Origin of the sequence: Saxibacter everestensis, assembly GCF_025787225.1 — a bacterium.
In the GTDB taxonomy this organism is placed as follows: Bacteria; Actinomycetota; Actinomycetes; order Actinomycetales; family Brevibacteriaceae; genus Saxibacter; species Saxibacter everestensis.
Window position 1 is genome coordinate 211,334 of record NZ_CP090958.1, and the last position, 20,077, is coordinate 231,410.

Genomic DNA, 20,077 nt, shown 5'->3' on the forward strand with positions numbered 1-20,077 from the left:
GGTGCTCATTTTCCGATACCGTCGGCGAGTCCCTTGATGAAGTAGCGCTGTCCGAAGAAGAACAGCAACACCACAGGGATGGCGGCGATGACCATTCCCGCAAAGACGACAGGATAATCTGTTCCGTGCTTGCTCATCAGACTCGTGAGTCCCACAGGTAGAGTCTGCACTCCGGTACCGCTGGTGAACACCATGGCGAAGAGATACTCGTTCCACGAAAAGAGAATATGAAGGATGACGGTGGAGACGATGATCGGTTTGCACATCGGCAGTATTATTCGCCAGAACGTTGACCACCGGCTCGAGCCGTCGACTTCAGCGGCCTCATCGATCTCGCGCGGTAGATCGATCATGTAGGCGCGGATGAGAAAGGTCGTGAACGGGATCCGGAACGCTGTGTAGAGGATGAGTAGCGCCCAGAACGTGTTGTAGAGGCCGAGGGTTTGAAACATCTTGACGAGTGGTACGAGCGCCACCGCGGGTGCGAGCATCAGGCCGCCAAGGATGAGTGTGACTACCGTGCGGTTGAACGGGATGTTCACCCGCGTGAGGCCGTAGGCGGCCCACGCGCTGATGAAGACTGTCGCGATTGTCGACGTCACGGTGACCAGAACACTTGTCATGAGGTAATTGCTCACCCCGCGGTTCCAGGCCTTGGCGTAGTTCGCCCAGCTCCAGTCCAAAGGGAAGGCGAGGGGGTTGTCAAAGAGCTCAGCATTCTCCTTGAAACCGTTCAAGATCATCCATAGCAACGGATAAACGACAATGACGACAAGACCGAGCAGGAAGGTCCAAATGAAAATCTTGCCGATGACTCCGAGAAAATTGAGCCGTGTCACCATTCGACCTTTCTCTTGTGCGTGATCCATAGCTGGACCAGGCCGATAACGAGCGTGACGAGGAAAATGACCATCGCGATTGCTGCTGCGTAGCCGAAGTCGTTGCTTACGAAACCACTGCGGTAGAGCCAGGTGACCAGCACCTGAGTCGAGTTGTTCGGCCCGCCGCTTGTCATCACCATCACCTCGTTGAAGACTTGGAATGCGCCCGAGATGGTGACGATCATCATCAGACCCGTCATTTCGCGTACCAGGGGCATAGTCACCATGAAGAACCGCCGACCTGGGCCCACGCCGTCGATGGATGCCGCTTCGTGCAGTTCGGATGGGATCCTCTGGATCGCGACGGCGAAGAGCAGAGTTGAGTAGCCGAACCCCTGCCACTGGCTCATCGCGATGATTCCCAGCATCGCCGTGCTTTCCTGTCCGAGCCACGGTTGTGCCCACCCCTCCAGTCCGATCACATCGAGAAGGAAGTTGATCAGGCCGAGATTCGGCTCGTAGATGAAGTAGAACAACAAGCCGGCGACAGTAAGGGAAATTGCTGACGGGACGAAGTAGATCGCCCGTAGGGCCCTTCGCCAACGGTCGCTGCGGATGCTCTCGATGAGGGCCGCAAGCACGAGTGCCCCGAACACCTGGAAGACGACGGAAATTACCGAGTAGAGCAGATTGTTGCCCAATGCCGACCAGAAGATCGGGTCGTCGACAAGCTTCCTGTAGTTTTCGAGGCCGATGAATTCCTGGGAGCCGCTGTAGATGTCCCACTCGACCATGCTGAAACCGAAATTCTGCACGAGAGGGAGATAGACGAACGCTCCGAGAAGCGCCAGGGCCGGGATTGCCCAGGTGAAGCTCCATGCCTTGTTCCTGGCTGTCTGCATCGTGTCCTCTTTCCATCAGTTTGTCCCGTGTCCTTTGGGCCAGGGCGGTCAAACGCAGACCGCCCTTGCCCAAAGGATTATCGAGCGGAATCAGACGCAGTTCGCACGCTCTCGAGCACTTTTTCGGGTGTTGAGCTGCCGCCGATGATCGCCTCGCCCCCGGCGAGCCACGCTGCGGCTACGTCTGGGACTGTCACGGTGTCCAACCAGATGACGATCTGCGAAGCCTCGTTTACCTGACTGATGCCCTCGTACACGGCCGCGCTGGAGTTCTCGTTCGTGACGGCACCGATCACGGTGCTTGGCTGGCCGTACGGCGGTGAAGCGAGTACCGCTGCATTTTCTTTAGAGGTGACGAACTTCATGAAGTCCACGGCGAGGGCTGCGCGGGGAGACTTGGCGTTGACCAAATATCCCTCCGGCGCACCCTCAATTGCGTCGGGGTCGCCAGCCGGATCGCTAGGGACTGGCAACTTGAACACGCCGAACTCATCGGCCGTAATCGCATTGCCCTCGGCAGTCACCGTGTCGAATTCGAGGACTTCCTGGTAGTACATGGCCGCTTTCTCAGCAGAAAACGCTTCTTGTGCAGTGGTGTAAAGCACTCCGTTGGTCCCATCGCCGGATTTCGTGCACTGATCGACAAGGGTCTTGAACTCTTTGAGGGATTTCTCGTAGCCGGGGTGGTCAAGGGTGGCTGTTCCCGGCACGAAATCAGCTTTGAGAACGTCGGCCGGAACGTTATAGGCGAACAGCTGCTGGAGGTAGTGCAAACCGGGCCAGCCGTCCTTGTTGCCGAACGCGATCGGTTCGTAGCCGGCGTTCCGGATTGGCGAACAGCTGTCGATCATCTCCTGAAATGTTGTCGGGACCGGAATGCCCACTTCGTCGAAAATGGCCTTGTTGTAGCCCATAAACTTGCCGTTGTTGTAGAGCGGAACCCCGTAGTACTTGCCGTCGTACTTGAATGCATCGAGCGATGCCTCGCCGAATGTCTTGCCCCACTCCGTGTCGGGTCCGATGACTTTGCTGAGATCGGCAGCGAGACCGCCTCCGACGAAGTTCTCTGCCCAATCGCCTGTCCACGAGAAGTAGATGTCGGGTAAGGCACCAGATGCGGTTAGCGTCTTGGTTTTGTCCTTGATGCTCTGATCGGTCTCCTGGATGAGGTCGAACTTCACATCGGGGTGCTTTTTGGTGTATTCGGCGGCGAGGTCTTCGAAGTACGGCTCGAGCGGGTCTCCTGCAAACTTGCTCAGGATGCTCAGCGTGCCTGAATACTCCGGCTCAGCCGTGACATCGACCGGCTCGCCGGATCCGCCGCCGGTGCAACCGGCGAGCAGAAGGGCGGATGTCGCGACGAACGCTGCAGCGGTCAAACGTGTTCGTGTGTGCATGGGTTTTCCTTCATCTCTCACAAAGAGCGGAAACCTGGCCGGCGCCTCGGTCGACGCGTCCTCCGTCCGCCATTGGACTTGGGTGTTGCACGTGGTGCTTGGTGTCGCCGACTATACAGATAATCTGAGACCGGTACCAGCATCTACGGAAAAGTATTTGCTAGAACTAGCAAGGCCTATATTGACGGGGCTGGAGTCAATGTGTCAGCATCAATCAAAGCTGATACCGGTACCAGAACTAGTAATTTTCCGGTTCAGTGATCGCCCATCCCCCTGAAAGGACGCAATGATGCTCGGATTCGACGAATCGGAATTCCTGAAGCAAACCGCGAGCGCGGTCGGCCTCCGCCCACAAATCGAGGACCTGGTCGACAAGCTCACCGCGAAGGGTTTCGACAATTTATTCCTGATCGGCGCAGGGGGAACCTACGCCGCCATGTGGCCCTATGAACACCTCGCCAAGCGCCTGTCGACCATGCCGGTCAAATCCGTGATCGCTGCAGAACTCCTGGTCACTGGTGACCAGACGATGACCAGAAACTCTGTCGCGATCTTCACCTCGGTCTCCGGTACGACGGATGACAGTCTGCGCGCTATCGATTACTGCAGGGAGCGCGGTGTCTTCGTGATTGCTTTCACGGGCTACCCGGAATCTCCCATTGCAGAGGCGGCAGACATTGCCCTCGTCTCGGAGCCGAAGACATGGCCATTCGACCTGCAGATGCTCCTATTCATGACCCGCCTGTTCCACGTTCGAGGCGAGTTCGCCGGCTACGAGAAGTTCGCTGATGAATTCATGAACATCCCCGAGATCCTCGTGGAGGTCGCCAGGCAGGCAGAGCCAGTGGCGTCCGCTTTCGCCGATGCGCACAAAGACACGGACTACTATTTCCTCGTCGGCGGCGGAAATCTCTGGGGTTTCACCTATCTGTATTCCATGTGCATCCTCGAGGAGATGCAGTGGCTGCGCACCACGCGAGTGCACAGTGCCGAGTTCTTCCACGGTTCGCTGGAATTGCTCGAGGAAGGCACGAGCGTGATCCTGTTCCAGGGCGAGGATGAAACACGGGCCCTTACCGATCGGGTTGAGAAGTTCGTCAGGAAGATCAGTAAGGATGTCACGGTCTTCGACACTAAGGACTACTCGCTGGAGGGAATCAGCCCGGAGTTCCGCGGGGTGATCGCGCCTCTCGTTCTCGATACGGTGACGGGGCGGGTCAGTAAGCACCTCGAGCGCGTACGCGAGCACTCCCTAGACCTGCGTCGGTACTACCGCGTGGTCGAATACTAGCTCTGCAGTAGCCCATGTTCGGTCGGTCATTTCGTGTACGCCTTTCCGGGCATCCGCGCACCGGCGGATGCCCGGAATTCACTATTCGGAAGGAAAGGCCATGAAGGTTCTTGGGTTCGGTGACAACATTATTGATTGGTTTGTCGACCGTTCGATCGTTTACCCGGGCGGCAACAGCGTGAACTTCGCGGTCTTCGCGCGTCAGCTCGGTGTTGAAGCGTCCTATCTGGGAGTGTTCGGGTCAGACGCAGGAGGAGCTTTTCTGCGGCAATCGATTTCGAGCGAGGGCGTGGATCTTAGTCACTCGGCAGTGCGCGCAGGGAAGAGTGGAGTCTCGACGCTCACCGTTATCGACGGGGAGCGAACTTTCGGTGGCTGGAACGGAGGAGGAGTGACAGTGAGCAAGCCCCTGCAGCTCGATGATGAGCTGCTGGCGTACGTGGCCGACTTCGACCTCGTCCACTCCAGCGTCTACTCCCGATCCGAGCCTGAGTTGCCGAAGCTCCGGAAAACTAGGACTCTGGTGAGCTTCGACCTGTCGAGCGAGGATGAGTTCAGAAGCGCCGATTATCTCGACAGGGTGGTGCCGTTCGCGGACCTCGTTCTGTTCTCGTGTTCGGATCTCAGTCCTGCGCAGACCCGGTCGCTGCTCACGGACGGAGTTGCGCGGGGCGCAGGGCTGGCGCTTGGCACCCGGGGAACGAAGGGAGCTATAGCCTATGACGGGCGGTGCTTCGTCGAGGGTGTCGCGCAGCCGCTCGAAGACCCGTCCCTGATTGTCGACACCATGGGCTGCGGTGATGCCTTCCTTACCGCTTTCGCAGTCACGTTGCTTCGTACCGGGTGGTCGCGTCGTAAGCCCCCATCGGCTGACGCAATCTCGGCGGCGCTTCGCGGGGGTGCTGGTTTCGCCGCGTCGCAGTGCCTCGTTGAGGGTGCGTTCGGTCACGGGACCGACGATTCTCTCGTGCCAGCTACGATGTGACAAGCCAAGCTTCCTATACACCCCTACGATGAGATGGACTACCTGATATGGCCGCGGATCGTGATCGGAGCTGGAGTCCACCGACCATTTCCGAGGTAGCGGCCGAAGCAGGTGTTGGCCGGGCATCGGCCGCCCGAACGCTCGGGGGATACGGCTATGCGAGTCCCGAACTGCGTGACCGGGTGCTCGCCGCGGCCGAAAAGCTCGGCTATCGCACTAACGCCCTGGCGCGCAGCATGTCCACTGGGATCAGCCATACCCTCGGCGTGATCGTCGCCGACATCGGCAACCCCTTCTTCGCGGGTGTCGTGCGTGGCATCAGCGACACGTCGCGCGCACGCGGCTTCGACACCATCGTGCTCAGCACTCATGAAGAGCTCGACGAGGAGAAGGCTGCGATCGGCGTGCTCGTCGACAAGCGCGTGGACGGCATCATTATCGCCTCGGCGGCGCTTGGCCGGGACGCCGTCGACCACATCACCGGCACAGTCGATCGTGGTGTGCCAGTCGTACTGCTCGATCGCGCTATCGAGCACCTGAATCTTGCGTCGGTGGTGACCGACAATCGTGAAGCAGCCAGACGAGCTGCCGAGTTGTTCATCCAGAACGGACACCGCCGGATCGGCTTCATCTGGGGTCCTGCGACAACAGAGCCCGTCACCACTCGGCGCGAACTGAGCGCCGCTACCTCGAACAATCTGTGGAGCGACGGAGAGCGGCTGCGCGGCTATCTTGACGCGCTCGATGATGCCGGAATTTCGTTCGATCCTGCTCTGGTGATGACCGAAGAGAAAACCGAAGAGAACGCCACCCATTCGGTCGCCCGGATGTTGGACCTCCCCGCCCCAATCACGGCAATACTCTGCAGTGAAACCGACGCGACGACGGGCGCGCTCAGGGCAGTCCGGGCGAGTGGCTTGCGGTATCCCGACGACGTCTCGATCATCGGCTTTGACGACAGCTCGTGGGCAGCGGTCATGGACCCGCCGCTGACAATGATCGAGCAGCCAATGCTTGAACTCGGAAACCGGGCAGCCGAGATTCTTCTCGACGAGATCGACGGTGGGAACCAGACGCAACTGATGCACACACTCGAATCGCGCTTCATCGAGCGATCGTCGGTGACGGGGCCGCCTCCGCTCCGTAGCCGAAATCCGTAGGCCTCTCGCCCGCTTTCCAGGAAGTGCGGGGGCACTGTGATTACAGCGACTCCATCGGCCGGATGTCGGCGTTACGGTTGAGCAGTGAACGCTGATGGAGGCATTCCGGATGCTTGAAGGAGTTGTGCTGGGACCGATCCCTCACTCGTACTATTTAAACCTAGCCTCGGAAATTTCAGTCCCTACCGGTAACCCGGCCTCGATCACGAGCGAGGGCAGCAATGGCCATGCCACGCGCATCACGACCCCATATGCCCGGCTACGGCTTGCTGCCGGCCAACGAAGGCAGTGGACTATTGCCATGGTCGTGGGCGGAGAACAAGCTGCGAAACAGCCACGACTACTGGATCGCTACGTCCTGGCCGTCGGGCCGGCCGCACCTAATGCCGGTATGGGGTGTCTGGCTCGATGAGACGCTATGGTTCAGCAGTGGCAGCGTCTCGCGCAAGGTACGAAATCTGTCCGAGCGCCCCGAGTGCACCGCCGCGATTGATGATGCGGTGGATCCGGTGGTGTTGGACGGCATTGCCGAAATCCGCGGCGCTGAGCAGGATCGGCAGCGTTTCCTGCGAGCGGTGAATGAAAAGTACGGCGTCGACTATGGGCTCGATTTCCTGGACGGCATCACCGCGCTTTGCCTGCGAGTACGACCTGTCAGCGCCTTTGGGCTGATGCAATCGGATTTCGCAGGCTCGCCGACTCGATGGACATTCGGGGAGTCGGATTGAACGCGAGACACCGAACGCATGGTGTCACGGACGATACCATGCGGGGATGGCGATGACATTGCGGTTGCGTCGCCTTGTGACCATTGGCTAACCCTGAGGGGCGTTCTCCCACAGTCCCATCACATTGCCTTCCGGGTCCTTGAAGTATGCGGCAAATCCCATCTCGCCGACAGGTTCCTTAGCGACAACGGTCGAGCCGCCGAGCTGCTCGATCTTCTCCAGTGCGGCATCGATACTCTCGACGTCGACGGTGATCACCGGTCCAGCGGCGAGTGTCTCGTCGCGTTGCACCATGCCGCCGTTGACGAAGCCTGGCTCGCCCGGCATCCCCTGATCTGACGTCGGGCCCGAGGTCACCGCCGTGTAGCTCAGTTCAGGCATCTCCTGGATTCGCCAGCCGAATGCATCGGCGTAAAAACTGCGGGCGCGATTTCCGTCATCGAAGGGAATCTCAAAATGTACTACTCGTCCACTCATTACGGCTTCCTCCTGATCAGTGGTGAACACTTTGGATCGATGGTAGGCCGCTGGTGCGCCTCCGTCTACGGCGAATGTGGCTTGGGTTCTATGGCAGTGCCAGGCTTTAGTCCGCAGTCCGCAGTCCGCAGTCCGCAGTCGTGCCGTCATGCGGATCTCGTCGGCATTAGTGCTGGTCAGCAGTGTTTTGCCGGCGTAGCGGGCTGGGGCTGCTGTACCGCGGCTCGTACGAGCAATGCGAAGTAATATAGAACGGATTAGGTGTCTAGTCTCGTGCTAGTTGCAATGACTGTCAGTGGTGGCAGTTAGTGTGTGGGGTATGGAAGATGGTGAGGGGCCCGAGGGTGGTTCCGGTGGCACTGATCGGTCTGGGTCGGTCGGGGCGCTGGTCGGTGAGCTGGAGTCCGCGCGGTGCGCGTTGGACGCCGCGGCCGCTGCTGCCGGGACTGTTTCGGCTGCTGTTGCGGTGGGGCGGGGTCCGGCTGGGTTGGGGTTGGCTGCTGATCGGGAGGTGCTCGCGGTCGCGGATCTGGTCGAGGGACTGGCGCGTCGGGTGGCTGGGTTGCAGGTTCGGCTGGCCGGGGAGGTCGAGGCCCGGCAGATCGCCGAGCGGCTTGGGGAACGTTCCACGGTGTGTCTGTTGCGGGACCGGCTGCGGATCAGCGCGGGGGACGCGAAACGCCGGCTGGATGTCGCTGCGGCCGTCACGGCCGGGTCGTCGTTGACCGGGCAGCCGATCCCGCCGGTGTGCCCTCAGGTGGCGGAGGCATTGTCGGGTGGGCTGATCGGTGTGGATGCCGCGCACGTGCTGGCGGAGAAGTTGTCGGTGATCCGAGACAAGGCGACTACTGCTCCGCCGGACGTGTTGGGGTCCCGCACCCCGGACCAGGTGGCCGGGCAGGCTGAGGAGTATCTGTTGGGTCAGGCTGCGGGTTTTGATCCGGGGTTTGTGGCTCAGTGCGGTGCCCGGTGGGTGGCGTTGCTTGACCCGGATGGCGCCCGGCCGAGTGAGACTGAGTCCCGGTTGGAGCACGGTTTGTGGTTCGGTACGGCCCGGCGTAACGGGTTGGTGCCGTTCAAAGGAGCGATGACCCAGGCTCAGCAGGAAACCCTGCTCACCGCCGCCGGCCCAGCGACCAGCTCGCGCCACACCAATGGGACGGACGCCAGCTGCGATACCAGCAGCGGCGGCGACACCGCGAGAGATAGCGGCAGCGATAGCGACGATCGGAGCGCGAGCGGCGGCGACGGAGCTGCGACCGCGACTCCAGTCGGGACGCCGGATGGAGCGCCTACCGCCGGGGAGAAGAGCCCGCGTCCGGCCGGGTACCCGGCTGAAGATGCGTCAACTGCAGCGAATGCAGCCGACGACGCAGCCAGCGGCACCATGACCGCGACACCAGGGACTTCACCTTCGTCAGCTGCCGCCCCGGCCGAGGATCCGGCGGGAGCCGATTCGCGGTCGTATCAGCGCAAGTTGCTGGATGGGTTGATCGGGCACTGTGCGCGGGCATTGAGAACCGGTGCCGTGCATTCCGGGGGTACCGCCGCCAGCATCATGGTCACCATCGATTACGACACCCTTTACGCCAAAACCTCCGGCCACGGCGTGTTGGCCCATACCGGACCCGTCCCGGTCTCGACCGTGCGTGAACTGGCGTGTGATGCGAACCTGATCCCGGTCGTCCTCGGCGGCACCGGCCAGATTCTGGACGTCGGCGCTACCCGGCGGTTGTTCACCCCGGCCCAACGCCGGGCGATCATCGCCCGTGACCATGGGTGCATCATGCCCGGCTGTACCGCGCCGGCCAGCTGGTGCGCCACCCACCACGTCCACTACCACTCACACGGCGGACCGACCTCCACCAGCAACGGCGCATTGCTCTGCGAACACCACCACGGCGTGATCCACCACGGCGAATGGACCATCACCATGCGCGATGGCGTTCCCTGGGTCATCCCACCAGCCTGGATCGACCCAAACCGGACACCCCGCCGCAACCACTACCACCACCCACCACCACTGGAATAAAGCCCGGTGACAGACAGGTGGGCAAAAGCTCACCCAGACCTCTAGGTGCGCACGACCCGAGAGGCAAGCGAGCCTTGACCGTCACCGCCTAGAGTGACCCCTCGGGCAGGTGGCTGCTCCGAATGGCTTCGCGTACGACGTCGGCGAGGTTGCCGTTTCGTTCTAGTGCTGCGCGCTGTCGACGCGCCCCGGTTCCGCGGCACATAATCCGTTCAATCATTTCGTCAACGAAGGCTTCATCGCCGGAGTCGATTAGTGCAGGGCGGACGTAGTCCACAAGCGAGCTGACTGCATCTGCTGCCGAACAGGGCGTGGCGCGGACTGGATGGAGCAAATCGCCCTCGAGTCCCCATCTGCTTGCCTGCCAGGCCGCCATTCGCAGGATGGCTACCGGAACGTCTTCGGGTGGATGGCCTGTACGCCACTGCTCTGCGGCGGTCTCTACCAAAGCCCTGCTCAAAGCCGCCAGGAGAACTGTGTCATCTGCGCATAGGCAGACATCGCCCACTCTGATTTCGACGGTTGGGTATGCCCGGGACAAGCGGGCGTCGAAGTACACCATTCCCTCATCGAACAGCACCTCGGTTTTGAGCAGTTGATCGATGAGCAGACGATAGTTGTCCGTCGACCCGAGGATCTCCATCGGCCCGGTCGCCGGCAACCGGTTCCACACCTGGGTGCGGAAGCTTGCATAACCTGTGTCCCTGCCGTTCCAGAACGGCGAATTGGTGCTCAGGGCTGCTAGTACGGGCAACCAGATACGGATCCGGTCCAGGACCGCGACGCCCTCTTCGACCGAGTCGATGCTGACGTGCACATGGCAGCCGCAAGTCAGTTGTTCGTCTGCGGTCAGGCCGAACTGGGCGTGCATCATGTCGAAGCGGGGCTGCTCGGTGCCGTGTGGTGCGGCAGGCAGCGGAGCTGTGGCCAAGGCGATCGCCCTAACGCCCACAGCCTGGGCATAAGCGTCCGCCCGCGCCCTGCCCGCACGAATGTCGGCGCCAAGCTCTTCGACGCTGGTATGTATTCGGGAGGCGATCTCGATTTGTTCCTGTTGAAACTCCACGGTGATCGTGCCCGCATGCCGATGGGACGGCAAGGCGAAGCCAGTAACTCCATAGCCCAGGCCGACGTCGCTACAGTCGGAATCGGCGGACGAGTTGCCCGGTTCGCCACCCGATTCTTTACCGGCGTGTGCGAGTAACGCACTCGCCGCGGGCACGATCGCTCCACTGCCTTGATCAACCAGCAGGAGTTCTTCCTCGACCCCGAAGGTGCGCATACAGGCCGCCGTATCCGTAGATGCCCGACGCGGACGACGTCATGGCTGGTGTTCTCATGGTGCGACGAACCGGAACGGAAGTCCACGATTCCCATTAATTCAGCCAGGCTACGAGCCGAGACACTGAGGCAGCAGCGAGTGGATTTAGCCAGGAAAGCGAGCCGAGCCGCTGAGGCAGGAGCAAATCAGCCCAAGCGGGGCAAATATCAGCCTGCGAGGCGGTTCGGCGCCGTCACGCGGCTATTCCAGCAGGCTGGTTCCGCAGTTCGGTTCCGCAGTTCGGTCGCGCAGTTCGGTCTCGGAGTTCAGTCCCGCAATTCATCTGCGTCGCCTGCCGAGCAACCCGCCGACCAGCACCCCCGCCAAGGCAATCGTGGCTCCGGTGACGGCCCCGGCGAGAAAGCCAGTAGTTCCTGCGGATGCAGCAGTCAGCCCGGAAAGGGCGGTGCGTGGGTTGCTGGTTCGGGTTGCTCGCGCGGATGCCGTCTCCGAGCTTGTGCCAGATGCTGCCGGAGCGCTGGAAGCGCCTGCGCTGCCGGTCGTTTCCGGGTCCACGGGTTCCGGGATCCCGTCCGCCATCACGTGGTCGACCGTAGTAAAGAACACCGCCGCCATCTTCTTGGCAACGGCAGTAATCATCCGCTGCCCCACCCCGCCCACCATTCCGCCAACGACGGCATCCGCGTCGTAGCTCAGCAGGGTGCCGCCATCCTCTTCGGCCAGGCGCACATTGACGATCGCCTTGATGGTTCCAGGCGCTCCGGCGCCCGATGCCGTCAGCACGAACGACTCCGGTCGTTCCTGCTCCGAGAGGGTCACCTCACCGTCGTAGCTGCCCTTGATCGACGCTACGCCCGCGGTGACCTTCAGCTTGTAGTGGTCGTCGCTGACCCGTTGCAGGGTCTGCACTCCCGGTATCGATGCCGCCAGCACTTTAGGGTCCTGCAACGCATCGAACACCTCTGCAGGGGGAGCAGACAGGTTTGCCGAGCCGGCGATTTTCATGAACTCTCCTTCGTTTGGGGTGCCTGCGGTCCGTGCGGTTGAGCTGCCCGCGGCTGAGGCGTTTGGGGTGCCTGCGGTCCGTGCGGTTGGGATGCTTGCGGCTCAGGCGATTGTGGTGTGTGCGGTTCACGATGCGCGCTCGCCGGCTGCCCGGACTGGGACACCTGGGCTGCCTCAACGTCTCGACCGGCACGGATCGCCGGTAGCTCGCCACGTTCACTAGCCTGCCGCAAATCAAACAGGTCCGACGGCGAAATCGGCATGGTCCGAATCGGGAAACCCTCGGCATCCTCGATCGCCGCCGCAATCGCAGCCGATGCCGGGATGACGCCCGCCTCGCCGGCCCCCTTCATGCCGAGCGGATTGAGCCCGGATGGCGTTGTGGTGTGGTCGGTGTCGATGTGATCCGGGACTTCCGTCGCGTAGGGCAGCAGGAAGTCCATGAAGGAGGCGTTGAGCATCTGACCATGCTCGTCGTAGACGATCTTTTCGTACAAAGCGCCACCGATGCCCTGTGCCACTCCGCCGTGAATCTGACCCTCGACGATACGAGGATTGATCACATTGCCGCAGTCGTGTACCACGGCGTACTTCAAGATCGTGATTTCAGCGGTGATCGGGTCGGTCTCGACGATCACCGCATGAGCGCCAGAGGCAAAAGTGGAGCGCGGCGGCGAATAGTAGCCGGTGGCCTCCAGCCCTGGCGTCTCACCTTCGGCGATCGGGGGCTTAGACATGTCGATGTTGCCGGTGCTGAATTGCGTCGCCTGCTTCGATGCCTCATCGAAGGCGTAGCGGAGCGGGTTCGACAGTACTGCTGCAACGCCGAGTGGAATGCTGTCCACTCCGCCGGGCTCGGCGCCGACCCTGCAAACGTGCCCGCCGCGCAGCTCAAGCTGTTCGACCGGGATCTTCAGTGCCTGGCTTGCCACCTGCTTTGCCTTGTCTGCGACCATTTGGGCTGCGACGTGGAAGGCCGAGCCCGACATCACAGCTCCGCGGGAAGCAAAGGTGCCGACCGCGTAACCGAAGCGGCGGGTGTCGCCGGTGACTATTTCGATATCCGACACGGCAACGCCGAGATCGTCCGCAACTATCTGCGCGAATGTGGTCTGGTGGCCCTGCCCCTGGGTGGTCAGCCCGGTCGCCGCCTTGACCTTGCCGGACGTTTCGATGACGACGTGCGCTCCCTCGTACGGTCCCGGACCGGTGCCCTCGACGTAGGTGCCGGTGCCGATGCCGATCCGGCGTCCCTCAGCGCGTGCCTCCTCCCGGAGCTTCCCGAATGTGTTCCAACCGACCAGCTCCTTCAGCTTGTCCATCCCGGCCTGGTAATCGCCGGTATCGTAAATCAGCGGCCGACCGTCCTGGAATGTGAGGTGGAAGTCGTACGGCATTTCATCCGGCCGGATGAAGTTGCGCTCGCGCACTTTTATCGCGTCCAGGCCCAGGAATTGCGCGATCGCGTCCATTGCGCGCTCCATCGCAAAGACTCCCTGCGGTCGCCCGGCACCTCGGTATGGCGTGACGATCACGGTGTTCGTATACAGCGAGTAGGCGTTGACTCGGAACGCCGCGGGCTTGTAGGGCCCGAGCACCTGGGTGGCGGTGTTGATCAGCACGATCAGCCCGTACGGGATGTACGCGCCGTGATCGTGCCAGAACGTGAAGTCGAAGGCGAGCAGCCGGCCGTCGTCGTCGAACCCGACCGTCACCTGCTGAATCTGTCCGCGCTCGTGTGCGCTCGAAATGAAGTGCTCGCGGCGGTCCTCTGTCCACTTCACCTCTTTGGCGATACCGGCCAGTGCCAGGCGTCGGGCCGCCCAGGTCACCATCACCTCCTCGGGCCAGGGGTGCATAATCTTCATGCCGAATCCACCGCCGACGTCGGGCGCTATGCACTGGACCTTATTCAGCGGCATTCCCAATCGGGCGGCGATCGCTGCCCGGACCGAGGTCGAAGTCTGCGTGGAGGTCCAGAAGGTCAGCGAGTTCTCATCGGTGTCCCAGCGGGCGAAAACACCCTTGCCTTCCATCGGCATCGACGCCGACCGTTCAATTTCTAGGTCCAGCGTCAGGGTGTGCGGTGCCTTCTTCAGCTCGGCATCGATGTCGCCGAAACCATGTTGCAGGTTCGCAGCGACATTGCCCGGCACATCCTGGTGTACGAGATCCTTCGCGGCGCGCGCGGTTTCGAGGCCGACCACAGGGGTGAGGAAGTCGTAGCTCACCCCGATCTGTTCGCAGGCGTCTTCGGCGATGTACCTGTTCCTGGCGACCACCATCACGATGGGTTCACCGACGTGTTTCACCTCGTCGCGCGCGAGGGGATAGCCGGTCCGGGCATGCGTCAGGCTGGGGTGCGGGATCAGCAGCGGCATGTTCTCGGCCATGGCCGGTGAGTCGTCGAGCAAATCCTCGTACGTGTACACCGCGACGACGCCGGGGACTTCAAGGGCTGCCTCGATGTCGATCCCGGTGATCTTCGCGTGTGCGTGGGGCGAACGGACAAATGCGACGATCAGCGCATCCTGGCCGAGATCGTCGAGGTAGCGTCCATCGCCGACCAACAGCCGGGCATCTTCGGAACGCGCTATCGGCTGGCCGAAGTTCGTGCCGGTTTTCGCTGCCGGCCCGGCTTTCGTGGTTTCCGTTCGGGTTGTTGTCGAGGTACTCATGTCCGATCGCCCTTTCCTCCGACCGGCGCGGTGTTTCCTCGGACCTTGTCGTCCAGCGACAACGCTGCCAATTCGTCATCCCCGCCGAGCGGGGATAACCCTGCACGTTCGCGTCGGATCTCCGCCGCGCGAAGCACCGCGGCCTTGATGTTCTGATAACCCGTGCAGCGGCACAGGTTTCCCGAGATGGCCTCGGTGGCTTCCGCACGCGTTGGCGAATCATTCTTCTCGAGGTACGCGGCAATGGTGGTGACGAACCCGGGCGTGCAAAAGCCGCACTGCAAACCGTGGCATTCCACGAAGGCCTGCTGCACGGGGTGCAGCGTGCCGTCGGGATCGGCGAGACCTTCCACCGTGGTGACATCCTGGCCGTGCAATGACGCCGCCAGCAGCAGGCACGATCTGACCGGCTCGCCGTTCAACAGAATCGTGCACGCGCCGCAGACTCCATGCTCGCAGCCGACATGGGTACCGGTCTTCCGTAGGTAATGCCGGATCGCGTCCGAGGCCAGTGTGCGTGACGGCACGAGGATCGTCTGCGGCACCTTGTTGAACGTTAACGTCACGGCGAGGTGTTGCTCGCCGGTCTCCTCGTACAGTTCGGCAAGCGTTTGTTCGGTGGTTTTCCCCGCCATAGTGCCCTACCTCGTTCCGCCGGTTGTGCCGGAGCGCCCTGTCGCATTCGACGCGGACGCCGAATCGTCTGCGGATTGCGAGACTGCGCCGCTGTCCGGGCGTGGCTCTGTGTCGCTGTCTTCACGTGGCTCTGTGTCGCTGTCTTCACGTGGCTCTGCACCGCTGTCCGCGCGTGGCTCTGCGTCGCCGTCCGGGCGCTGCGTCCGAGCTGCGGCGTTACGCAACGCGTCCCGAGCCGCCTCATGCAGCACGCGGGCGGTCAACGCGGCTACCAACTGCGATCGGTAGCTGCTGCTGGCGTGAATGTCGGTCTCGGTTTCGATCGTGTCGCGGGCCAGGTCGCCGGCGGCGTTCCAGCGTGAGTCGTCGGCATCTGCTGGATCAACCCCTCGAAGCACCTCAGTGAAATCCATCGGGGTGCCAAGCTCGCCGGCGGAAACGTAGCAAGCCGTGGCGGTGCTCAGCACGCCGTCCACGATCCGGACCTGCGCCGCAACCCCCGCCACCGCGTAGTCGCCATGTCGGCGCGCGATCTCATCGATCGCCGAGCCTTCGTTCGGCGCCCGGCGAGGAACGGTGACGGCGACGGCAATCTCGTCCTCGGCCAGACCGCATTCCAGCGGACCGAGGAAGAAATCCGTAGCCGCAATCTCGCGGATGCCACGCTGTGACTGGGCGCGCACGGTGCCGCCGAGCAGGCCGAGCACCGCGGGCATCTCGGCGGCCGGATCGGAGTGCACGATGGAACCGACAGTGGTTCCACGGTTGCGGATGGTGGGGTGCGCGACCAGTTGCAACGCCCGGCGAAGCAGCGGCTGGGCCTGGTGTGCGTCGTCATCCGCGAGCAGCGCCGAGTGCCGAACCAGCGCACGAAATGTGACGCCGTGCCGATCGATCGATATCCCGTCCTGTTCGGGCAGCATGTTGATGTCGATCAGGTTGGCCGGCGCGGCCAATCGCATCGAGAGCATCGGGATAAGTGACTGACCACCCGCTAACACCTTGGCCTCGTGGCCGAGGCGCGCCAGAACATCGCAGACGGCCGCGATGCTTTCCGGCCGATGGTAGGTCAATGCGGAAGGTTTCATGTCCAAATTCTGCCGTTGTGCTTACGTGCTTGCGTTTAGTGCCTTCAGTTAGCCGAATATGCGAACCCGGACTAGCGCGACCTTTCGTCCGTCTCCGGTTCGACACCCGGACTAGCGCGACCTTTCGTCCGTCTCGGGCTCGACACCCGGACGCGTGTCGCCGTCGTCGACCTTGTAGATACCCTTCTCGGTCAGGGTAACCCCGACCGCCTCCGGCTGCAGGTGCTTCGGCGCGATCGCGCGGCTGAGGTGGTACATCACGATTACGACGATGGTCCCCAGCGAGATGCCACTGAGCGAGAACTGATCGCTGAACTGCAGCGATGTGTCACCGATCGCGATGATCAGGCCGGCAGCGACCGGCACGAGGTTCAGCGGGTTGCCGAAATCTACCTTGTTCTCCCGCCAGATCTTTGCGCCCAGAAGGCCGATCATGCCGTAAAGCACGACCGTGATCCCGCCGAGGACGCCGCCGGGAGTTGCAGAGATGAGCGCTCCGAACTTCGGCGAGAAGCCGAACAGGATGGCGACCACGGCGGCAGCGGCATATGCGGCGGTCGAATACACCTTGGTGGCGGCCATCACGCCGATGTTCTCCGCGTAGGTCGTCGTCGGCGAGCCACCGACCGAACTGGCAAGGGCCGTGGCCACACCGTCCGCGGCGATTGCCCGGCCCATCATCGGGTCGAGGTCTGCCCCGGTCATCTCGGACACCGCCTTCACATGGCCGGCGTTCTCCGCAACGAGTGCGATGACGCCCGGTAGCACGAGAACAACCATGGCCAGGCTGAAGGACGGCGCATGGATACCCACGACGCCGTTTGCCTCATCCGTGAATGGCGGCAAGCCGAACCACGAGGCGCTCATCACGCCATCCCAGTTCACCCTGAAATGCGTTGTCACTTCGCCGGCGGCGGCGTCGAAGGCGGTGATTTGGCCGGTTGTCAGGTCCAGAATCCAGGACAGGACGTAGCCGAAAACCAACGAAAGGAAGATGGCGATCCGGCCTAGGAAGCCGCGCAGCCCGATACTCATCAGAATCAGCGCCGCCATCACGATCAGCGCGACCCATTGGTCCTGGGGCCAGTAGGTGTTGGCGACGACAGGAGCGAGATTAAAACCGATCAGCATCACCACGGCTCCGGTGACTACTGGCGGCAACACCTTGTACACCACCCGACCGCCCATGAAGTGAATGATCAGGCCGATGACGGCAAGCACCAGACCACTGATCAGGATGGCCCCGGTGACTTCCGCCGAGGTGCCGCCCTGCGCTCGAATGGCTGCAACCCCGCCGACGAACGCCGCCGACGTGCCGAGATAACTGGGAACGCGGCCCTTGACGATGAGCAGGAAGATGATTGTGCAGAAGCCCGAGAGCATCACTGCCAGCTGCGGGTTGAGGCCCATGATGATGGGAAAAACGAACGTCGCGCCAAACATCGACACGACATGCTGGGCGCCGAGTCCCACCGTCCGTCCCCAGCTCAGGCGCTCGTTCGGAGCGACTACATCACCTGGCCGGATCGTCTTGCCATCGCCATGGAGCTTCCAGATTGGCATGTCGCTGCCTTTCTCCCGTGAGGATTTGGCCTCAGCCCGTGTTGTGCGGGCCTGAATCCCTAAAGACTTCGAAGGTGCAGTGTCAGCCTGGCGATCACCGGGCCAGCTGGTTCGAACGGTAGCCGACTGCTTTCGACGCCCGCGTGGTACAAACTTGCCAACCACTACGCCTGGTACTTGTCGCACTTTGTCGCAACCGGCCGGGCTGACGTGCTGGATTGCACATCCGTCGTGCCGGTTCCGTCGCGGATGTGGCAAATCGGTGCAGGGTACGCGAACCAGTAGCCGCGAAGTGCGCTGAGTTCGAGAACCAGTAGCCGCGCGAATTGTATGGTGGGCTTCATGCCTGATCTGCTTGAAGAGCTGTGGCCGCCCTATGGACTGAAGATCAGTTGCGGCCCGCTCACTCTGTCCCCGGTCCAGGACGGTGACTTTCTCGCTCTCGACCGGCTGGTGCAGTCCGGCGTGCACGATCCGAACCGGATGCCGTTCTTCGTTCCCTGGACTGACGGCGAGGCGGAAGACGTCCGTCTCCGGCTGCTGCAGTACCACTGGTCGCAGCGCGCGGCGATGAAGCCAGAGTCGTGGGCGCTTGAAACCGCTGTCCGGTTCGACGGCGTGATCGTGGGCTGTCAGGCAATCAAGACGAAAGACTACCGAGTCACCCGCACCGGTGAGACCGGCTCGTGGCTTGGCTTGGAACATCACGGCAAGGGCATTGGAACGCTGATGCGTCAGGTGATATGCGCCTTCATGTTCGACCATATGGACGCTGCCGAGGTCACGTCGGCGGCGTTCACCGACAACCCGGCCTCCCTCGCGGTGTCGCGCAAAGTTGGCTATCGCGACAACGGGACCGATCGAGTCGAGCGCAGGGACGACGAGCTGGCGATCAATCAGCGCCTGGTTCTGACGCCCGACTCTTTTGTCCGGCCGGAATACGAACTCACTGTGCAGGGACTGGCTCCGTTTCGGAAACTACTCGGCCTGGACCGCACTACTTCAGCCGGTCCTAACGTACGGGGCTAACGACGCCCGGACTAACGGCCTCTGGCCGAGGTAACGGGCAGAATGCTCTGGACGTACTCCCGCTCAAGTAAGCGACGGGAGTACGTGATTAGCCGCGCGATCCGAGCGGCTTTCCGTTTCGCTCGGCAATATGACGCGGCGCGGTGAGCGCAGGGTCGAGCTCGGGCGCGTTCTGTGGTGCTCCCCAAGCGGTCGTCAGCGGGAGAACCCCGGCCCAGATCCCGGCCTCGGCGTCCGGGCTGTCGCCGTCATCCGGCGGGCCGAACCGCAGCTTGACCGAGGCCTCATCGAGGGAAAGCGCGAGCAGGGAGGTGGCTGCCAGCTCCTTCCGGTTGGGCTGCCTGGCATGCTCCCATTGGCCGGGTGCACTCTGCTCGGTAAGAATGCGCAAGCCCTCGAGCTTCTCTTCCGTTTCTTCGACCAGGCGTGGAACGCCGTAGATCATTGCGCTGCGGTAATTGACCCCATGCTCGAAGACGGAACGTGCAAGCACGAGCCCGTCGACATGTGTCACCGTGACACACGCCGAGGCATCGGGAGCCTCCACGAGACTGCGGCTTGCCACCGAACCATGGATATAGAGAGTGGTTGCGGTCGCCCCGTACACCGTGGGAACCACCATGACGCTGCCGCGGACGACGACGCCGAGGTGACAGATGAACCCGGCACGCAAAATCGAGTGCAGATCCTCAGGGTCGAGGCTTCCCTGTTCCCGGAGTCGACGGTGATTTGTGCGTTCCGTGGCAGACAGCAGTTTCTCGGTGCGCATGGCTTCCACTCCGTTGTGCCCTTCTCATCATTGAGTCGATCCGGTACCAAACTCGCCTCTGGCGACTGATCTAGTGCGTAGTGCGGCTAGATGACACTATATACGTTGTAGATTTCCGATACCGCCGCGGAATTAGTGGGCGCGGCCGAATCTGAGCTTGCAGCTTTGGAGCTCTTGGAGCTCTTGGAGCTCGACCAGTCTCCCTGCATGTCGCCGTCCGGCTAGTGCGCGCGG

At 62.2% G+C, this 20,077-nt stretch carries 18 protein-coding genes; 6 read left to right on the top strand and 12 right to left on the bottom strand.

The annotated features are described in order from the left end of the window. Window positions 1-5: 5 nt before the first annotated feature. The 3 genes from LWF01_RS00995 to LWF01_RS01005 all read right to left on the bottom strand — a co-directional run bounded on the left by LWF01_RS00995 (window position 6) and on the right by LWF01_RS01005 (window position 3,120). A complete protein-coding gene (locus LWF01_RS00995) occupies window positions 6-842 on the bottom strand; it encodes a carbohydrate ABC transporter permease (RefSeq protein ID WP_349639175.1) in 837 nt (278 codons plus the stop codon). Beyond that, complete coding sequence (locus LWF01_RS01000; protein ID WP_349639176.1) at window positions 836-1,723, bottom strand: carbohydrate ABC transporter permease; 888 nt, start codon at window positions 1,721-1,723, stop codon at window positions 836-838. The genes LWF01_RS00995 and LWF01_RS01000 overlap by 7 nt, the downstream gene beginning before the upstream one ends. A gap of 77 nt (window positions 1,724-1,800) precedes the next feature. Further along, on the bottom strand, window positions 1,801-3,120 hold the full coding sequence (locus LWF01_RS01005) for an ABC transporter substrate-binding protein (RefSeq protein ID WP_349639177.1): 1,320 nt from the start codon (window positions 3,118-3,120) through the stop codon (window positions 1,801-1,803). A 286-nt stretch (window positions 3,121-3,406) separates the two neighbouring features. On the opposite strand from LWF01_RS01005, the gene LWF01_RS01010 reads away from it, so the two are divergent. The 4 genes from LWF01_RS01010 to LWF01_RS01025 all read left to right on the top strand — a co-directional run bounded on the left by LWF01_RS01010 (window position 3,407) and on the right by LWF01_RS01025 (window position 7,284). After that, entirely contained in the window at window positions 3,407-4,411 is a 1,005-nt protein-coding gene (locus tag LWF01_RS01010) for an SIS domain-containing protein (protein WP_349639178.1), read from the top strand. A gap of 100 nt (window positions 4,412-4,511) precedes the next feature. Continuing rightward, entirely contained in the window at window positions 4,512-5,396 is an 885-nt protein-coding gene (locus LWF01_RS01015; protein ID WP_349639179.1) for a PfkB family carbohydrate kinase, read from the top strand. A gap of 47 nt (window positions 5,397-5,443) precedes the next feature. Continuing rightward, entirely contained in the window at window positions 5,444-6,556 is a 1,113-nt protein-coding gene (locus LWF01_RS01020; protein ID WP_349639180.1) for a LacI family DNA-binding transcriptional regulator, read from the top strand. A 227-nt stretch (window positions 6,557-6,783) separates the two neighbouring features. Next, window positions 6,784-7,284 carry a pyridoxamine 5'-phosphate oxidase family protein gene (locus tag LWF01_RS01025; protein WP_349639181.1) on the top strand — a complete coding sequence of 167 codons (501 nt, stop codon included), beginning with the start codon at window positions 6,784-6,786 and terminating at the stop codon, window positions 7,282-7,284. A gap of 87 nt (window positions 7,285-7,371) precedes the next feature. On the opposite strand, the gene LWF01_RS01030 is transcribed toward LWF01_RS01025, so the two are convergent. Then, window positions 7,372-7,761, bottom strand: coding sequence for a VOC family protein (locus LWF01_RS01030; protein ID WP_349639182.1), 390 nt, complete (start codon window positions 7,759-7,761; stop codon window positions 7,372-7,374). 319 nt (window positions 7,762-8,080) lie between these two features. Between LWF01_RS01030 and LWF01_RS01035 the strand changes: the two genes are divergently transcribed. Beyond that, window positions 8,081-9,793 carry an HNH endonuclease signature motif containing protein gene (locus LWF01_RS01035; RefSeq protein WP_349639183.1) on the top strand — a complete coding sequence of 571 codons (1,713 nt, stop codon included), beginning with the start codon at window positions 8,081-8,083 and terminating at the stop codon, window positions 9,791-9,793. An 88-nt stretch (window positions 9,794-9,881) separates the two neighbouring features. Here the strand turns inward: LWF01_RS01035 and LWF01_RS01040 are convergent, their stop codons facing one another. The 7 genes from LWF01_RS01040 to LWF01_RS01070 all read right to left on the bottom strand — a co-directional run bounded on the left by LWF01_RS01040 (window position 9,882) and on the right by LWF01_RS01070 (window position 18,389). Further along, window positions 9,882-11,075: a carboxylate-amine ligase gene (locus LWF01_RS01040; protein ID WP_349639184.1), complete on the bottom strand. Its 1,194-nt coding sequence runs from the start codon at window positions 11,073-11,075 to the stop codon at window positions 9,882-9,884. Between the two features lie 318 nt (window positions 11,076-11,393). Continuing rightward, a complete protein-coding gene (locus LWF01_RS01045) occupies window positions 11,394-12,080 on the bottom strand; it encodes an SRPBCC family protein (RefSeq protein WP_349639185.1) in 687 nt (228 codons plus the stop codon). Continuing rightward, window positions 12,077-14,758 (bottom strand): aerobic carbon-monoxide dehydrogenase large subunit, encoded by a 2,682-nt coding sequence (gene cutA / locus LWF01_RS01050; RefSeq protein WP_349639186.1) that lies wholly within the window; start codon window positions 14,756-14,758, stop codon window positions 12,077-12,079. Before cutA ends, LWF01_RS01045 begins: the two co-directional genes overlap by 4 nt. Next, window positions 14,755-15,393, bottom strand: a complete 639-nt coding sequence (locus tag LWF01_RS01055) for a (2Fe-2S)-binding protein (RefSeq protein WP_349639187.1) — start codon at window positions 15,391-15,393, stop codon at window positions 14,755-14,757. Before LWF01_RS01055 ends, cutA begins: the two co-directional genes overlap by 4 nt. Before the next feature lie 6 nt (window positions 15,394-15,399). After that, entirely contained in the window at window positions 15,400-16,482 is a 1,083-nt protein-coding gene (locus LWF01_RS01060; RefSeq protein ID WP_349639188.1) for an FAD binding domain-containing protein, read from the bottom strand. Window positions 16,483-16,593: 111 nt separating this feature from the next. Further along, on the bottom strand, window positions 16,594-18,045 hold the full coding sequence (locus tag LWF01_RS01065; protein ID WP_349639189.1) for a uracil-xanthine permease family protein: 1,452 nt from the start codon (window positions 18,043-18,045) through the stop codon (window positions 16,594-16,596). A 164-nt stretch (window positions 18,046-18,209) separates the two neighbouring features. Next, entirely contained in the window at window positions 18,210-18,389 is a 180-nt protein-coding gene (locus tag LWF01_RS01070) for a hypothetical protein (protein WP_349639190.1), read from the bottom strand. Here LWF01_RS01070 and LWF01_RS01075 point away from each other — a divergent pair. Further along, on the top strand, window positions 18,388-19,074 hold the full coding sequence (locus tag LWF01_RS01075; RefSeq protein WP_349639191.1) for a GNAT family N-acetyltransferase: 687 nt from the start codon (window positions 18,388-18,390) through the stop codon (window positions 19,072-19,074). The two genes, LWF01_RS01070 and LWF01_RS01075, sit on opposite strands and share 2 nt — an antisense overlap. Window positions 19,075-19,162: 88 nt before the next feature. Here the strand turns inward: LWF01_RS01075 and LWF01_RS01080 are convergent, their stop codons facing one another. After that, window positions 19,163-19,843 carry a pyridoxamine 5'-phosphate oxidase family protein gene (locus tag LWF01_RS01080; RefSeq protein WP_349639192.1) on the bottom strand — a complete coding sequence of 227 codons (681 nt, stop codon included), beginning with the start codon at window positions 19,841-19,843 and terminating at the stop codon, window positions 19,163-19,165. Between the last annotated feature and the right edge of the window lie 234 nt (window positions 19,844-20,077).

Excerpts from the sequence above, each read along its gene's own strand:
- LWF01_RS00995 (WP_349639175.1), bottom strand. The coding sequence starts at position 842 with ATGGTGACACGGCTCAATTTTCTCGGAGTCATCGGCAAGATTTTCATT.
- LWF01_RS01000 (WP_349639176.1), bottom strand. The coding sequence starts at position 1,723 with ATGCAGACAGCCAGGAACAAGGCATGGAGCTTCACCTGGGCAATCCCG.
- LWF01_RS01005 (WP_349639177.1), bottom strand. The coding sequence starts at position 3,120 with ATGCACACACGAACACGTTTGACCGCTGCAGCGTTCGTCGCGACATCC.
- LWF01_RS01010 (WP_349639178.1), top strand. The coding sequence starts at position 3,407 with ATGATGCTCGGATTCGACGAATCGGAATTCCTGAAGCAAACCGCGAGC.
- LWF01_RS01015 (WP_349639179.1), top strand. The coding sequence starts at position 4,512 with ATGAAGGTTCTTGGGTTCGGTGACAACATTATTGATTGGTTTGTCGAC.
- LWF01_RS01020 (WP_349639180.1), top strand. The coding sequence starts at position 5,444 with ATGGCCGCGGATCGTGATCGGAGCTGGAGTCCACCGACCATTTCCGAG.
- LWF01_RS01025 (WP_349639181.1), top strand. The coding sequence starts at position 6,784 with ATGCCACGCGCATCACGACCCCATATGCCCGGCTACGGCTTGCTGCCG.
- LWF01_RS01030 (WP_349639182.1), bottom strand. The coding sequence starts at position 7,761 with ATGAGTGGACGAGTAGTACATTTTGAGATTCCCTTCGATGACGGAAAT.
- LWF01_RS01035 (WP_349639183.1), top strand. The coding sequence starts at position 8,081 with ATGGAAGATGGTGAGGGGCCCGAGGGTGGTTCCGGTGGCACTGATCGG.
- LWF01_RS01040 (WP_349639184.1), bottom strand. The coding sequence starts at position 11,075 with ATGCGCACCTTCGGGGTCGAGGAAGAACTCCTGCTGGTTGATCAAGGC.
- LWF01_RS01045 (WP_349639185.1), bottom strand. The coding sequence starts at position 12,080 with ATGAAAATCGCCGGCTCGGCAAACCTGTCTGCTCCCCCTGCAGAGGTG.
- cutA (WP_349639186.1), bottom strand. The coding sequence starts at position 14,758 with ATGAGTACCTCGACAACAACCCGAACGGAAACCACGAAAGCCGGGCCG.
- LWF01_RS01055 (WP_349639187.1), bottom strand. The coding sequence starts at position 15,393 with ATGGCGGGGAAAACCACCGAACAAACGCTTGCCGAACTGTACGAGGAG.
- LWF01_RS01060 (WP_349639188.1), bottom strand. The coding sequence starts at position 16,482 with ATGAAACCTTCCGCATTGACCTACCATCGGCCGGAAAGCATCGCGGCC.
- LWF01_RS01065 (WP_349639189.1), bottom strand. The coding sequence starts at position 18,045 with ATGCCAATCTGGAAGCTCCATGGCGATGGCAAGACGATCCGGCCAGGT.
- LWF01_RS01075 (WP_349639191.1), top strand. The coding sequence starts at position 18,388 with ATGCCTGATCTGCTTGAAGAGCTGTGGCCGCCCTATGGACTGAAGATC.
- LWF01_RS01070 (WP_349639190.1), bottom strand. The coding sequence starts at position 18,389 with ATGAAGCCCACCATACAATTCGCGCGGCTACTGGTTCTCGAACTCAGC.
- LWF01_RS01080 (WP_349639192.1), bottom strand. The coding sequence starts at position 19,843 with ATGCGCACCGAGAAACTGCTGTCTGCCACGGAACGCACAAATCACCGT.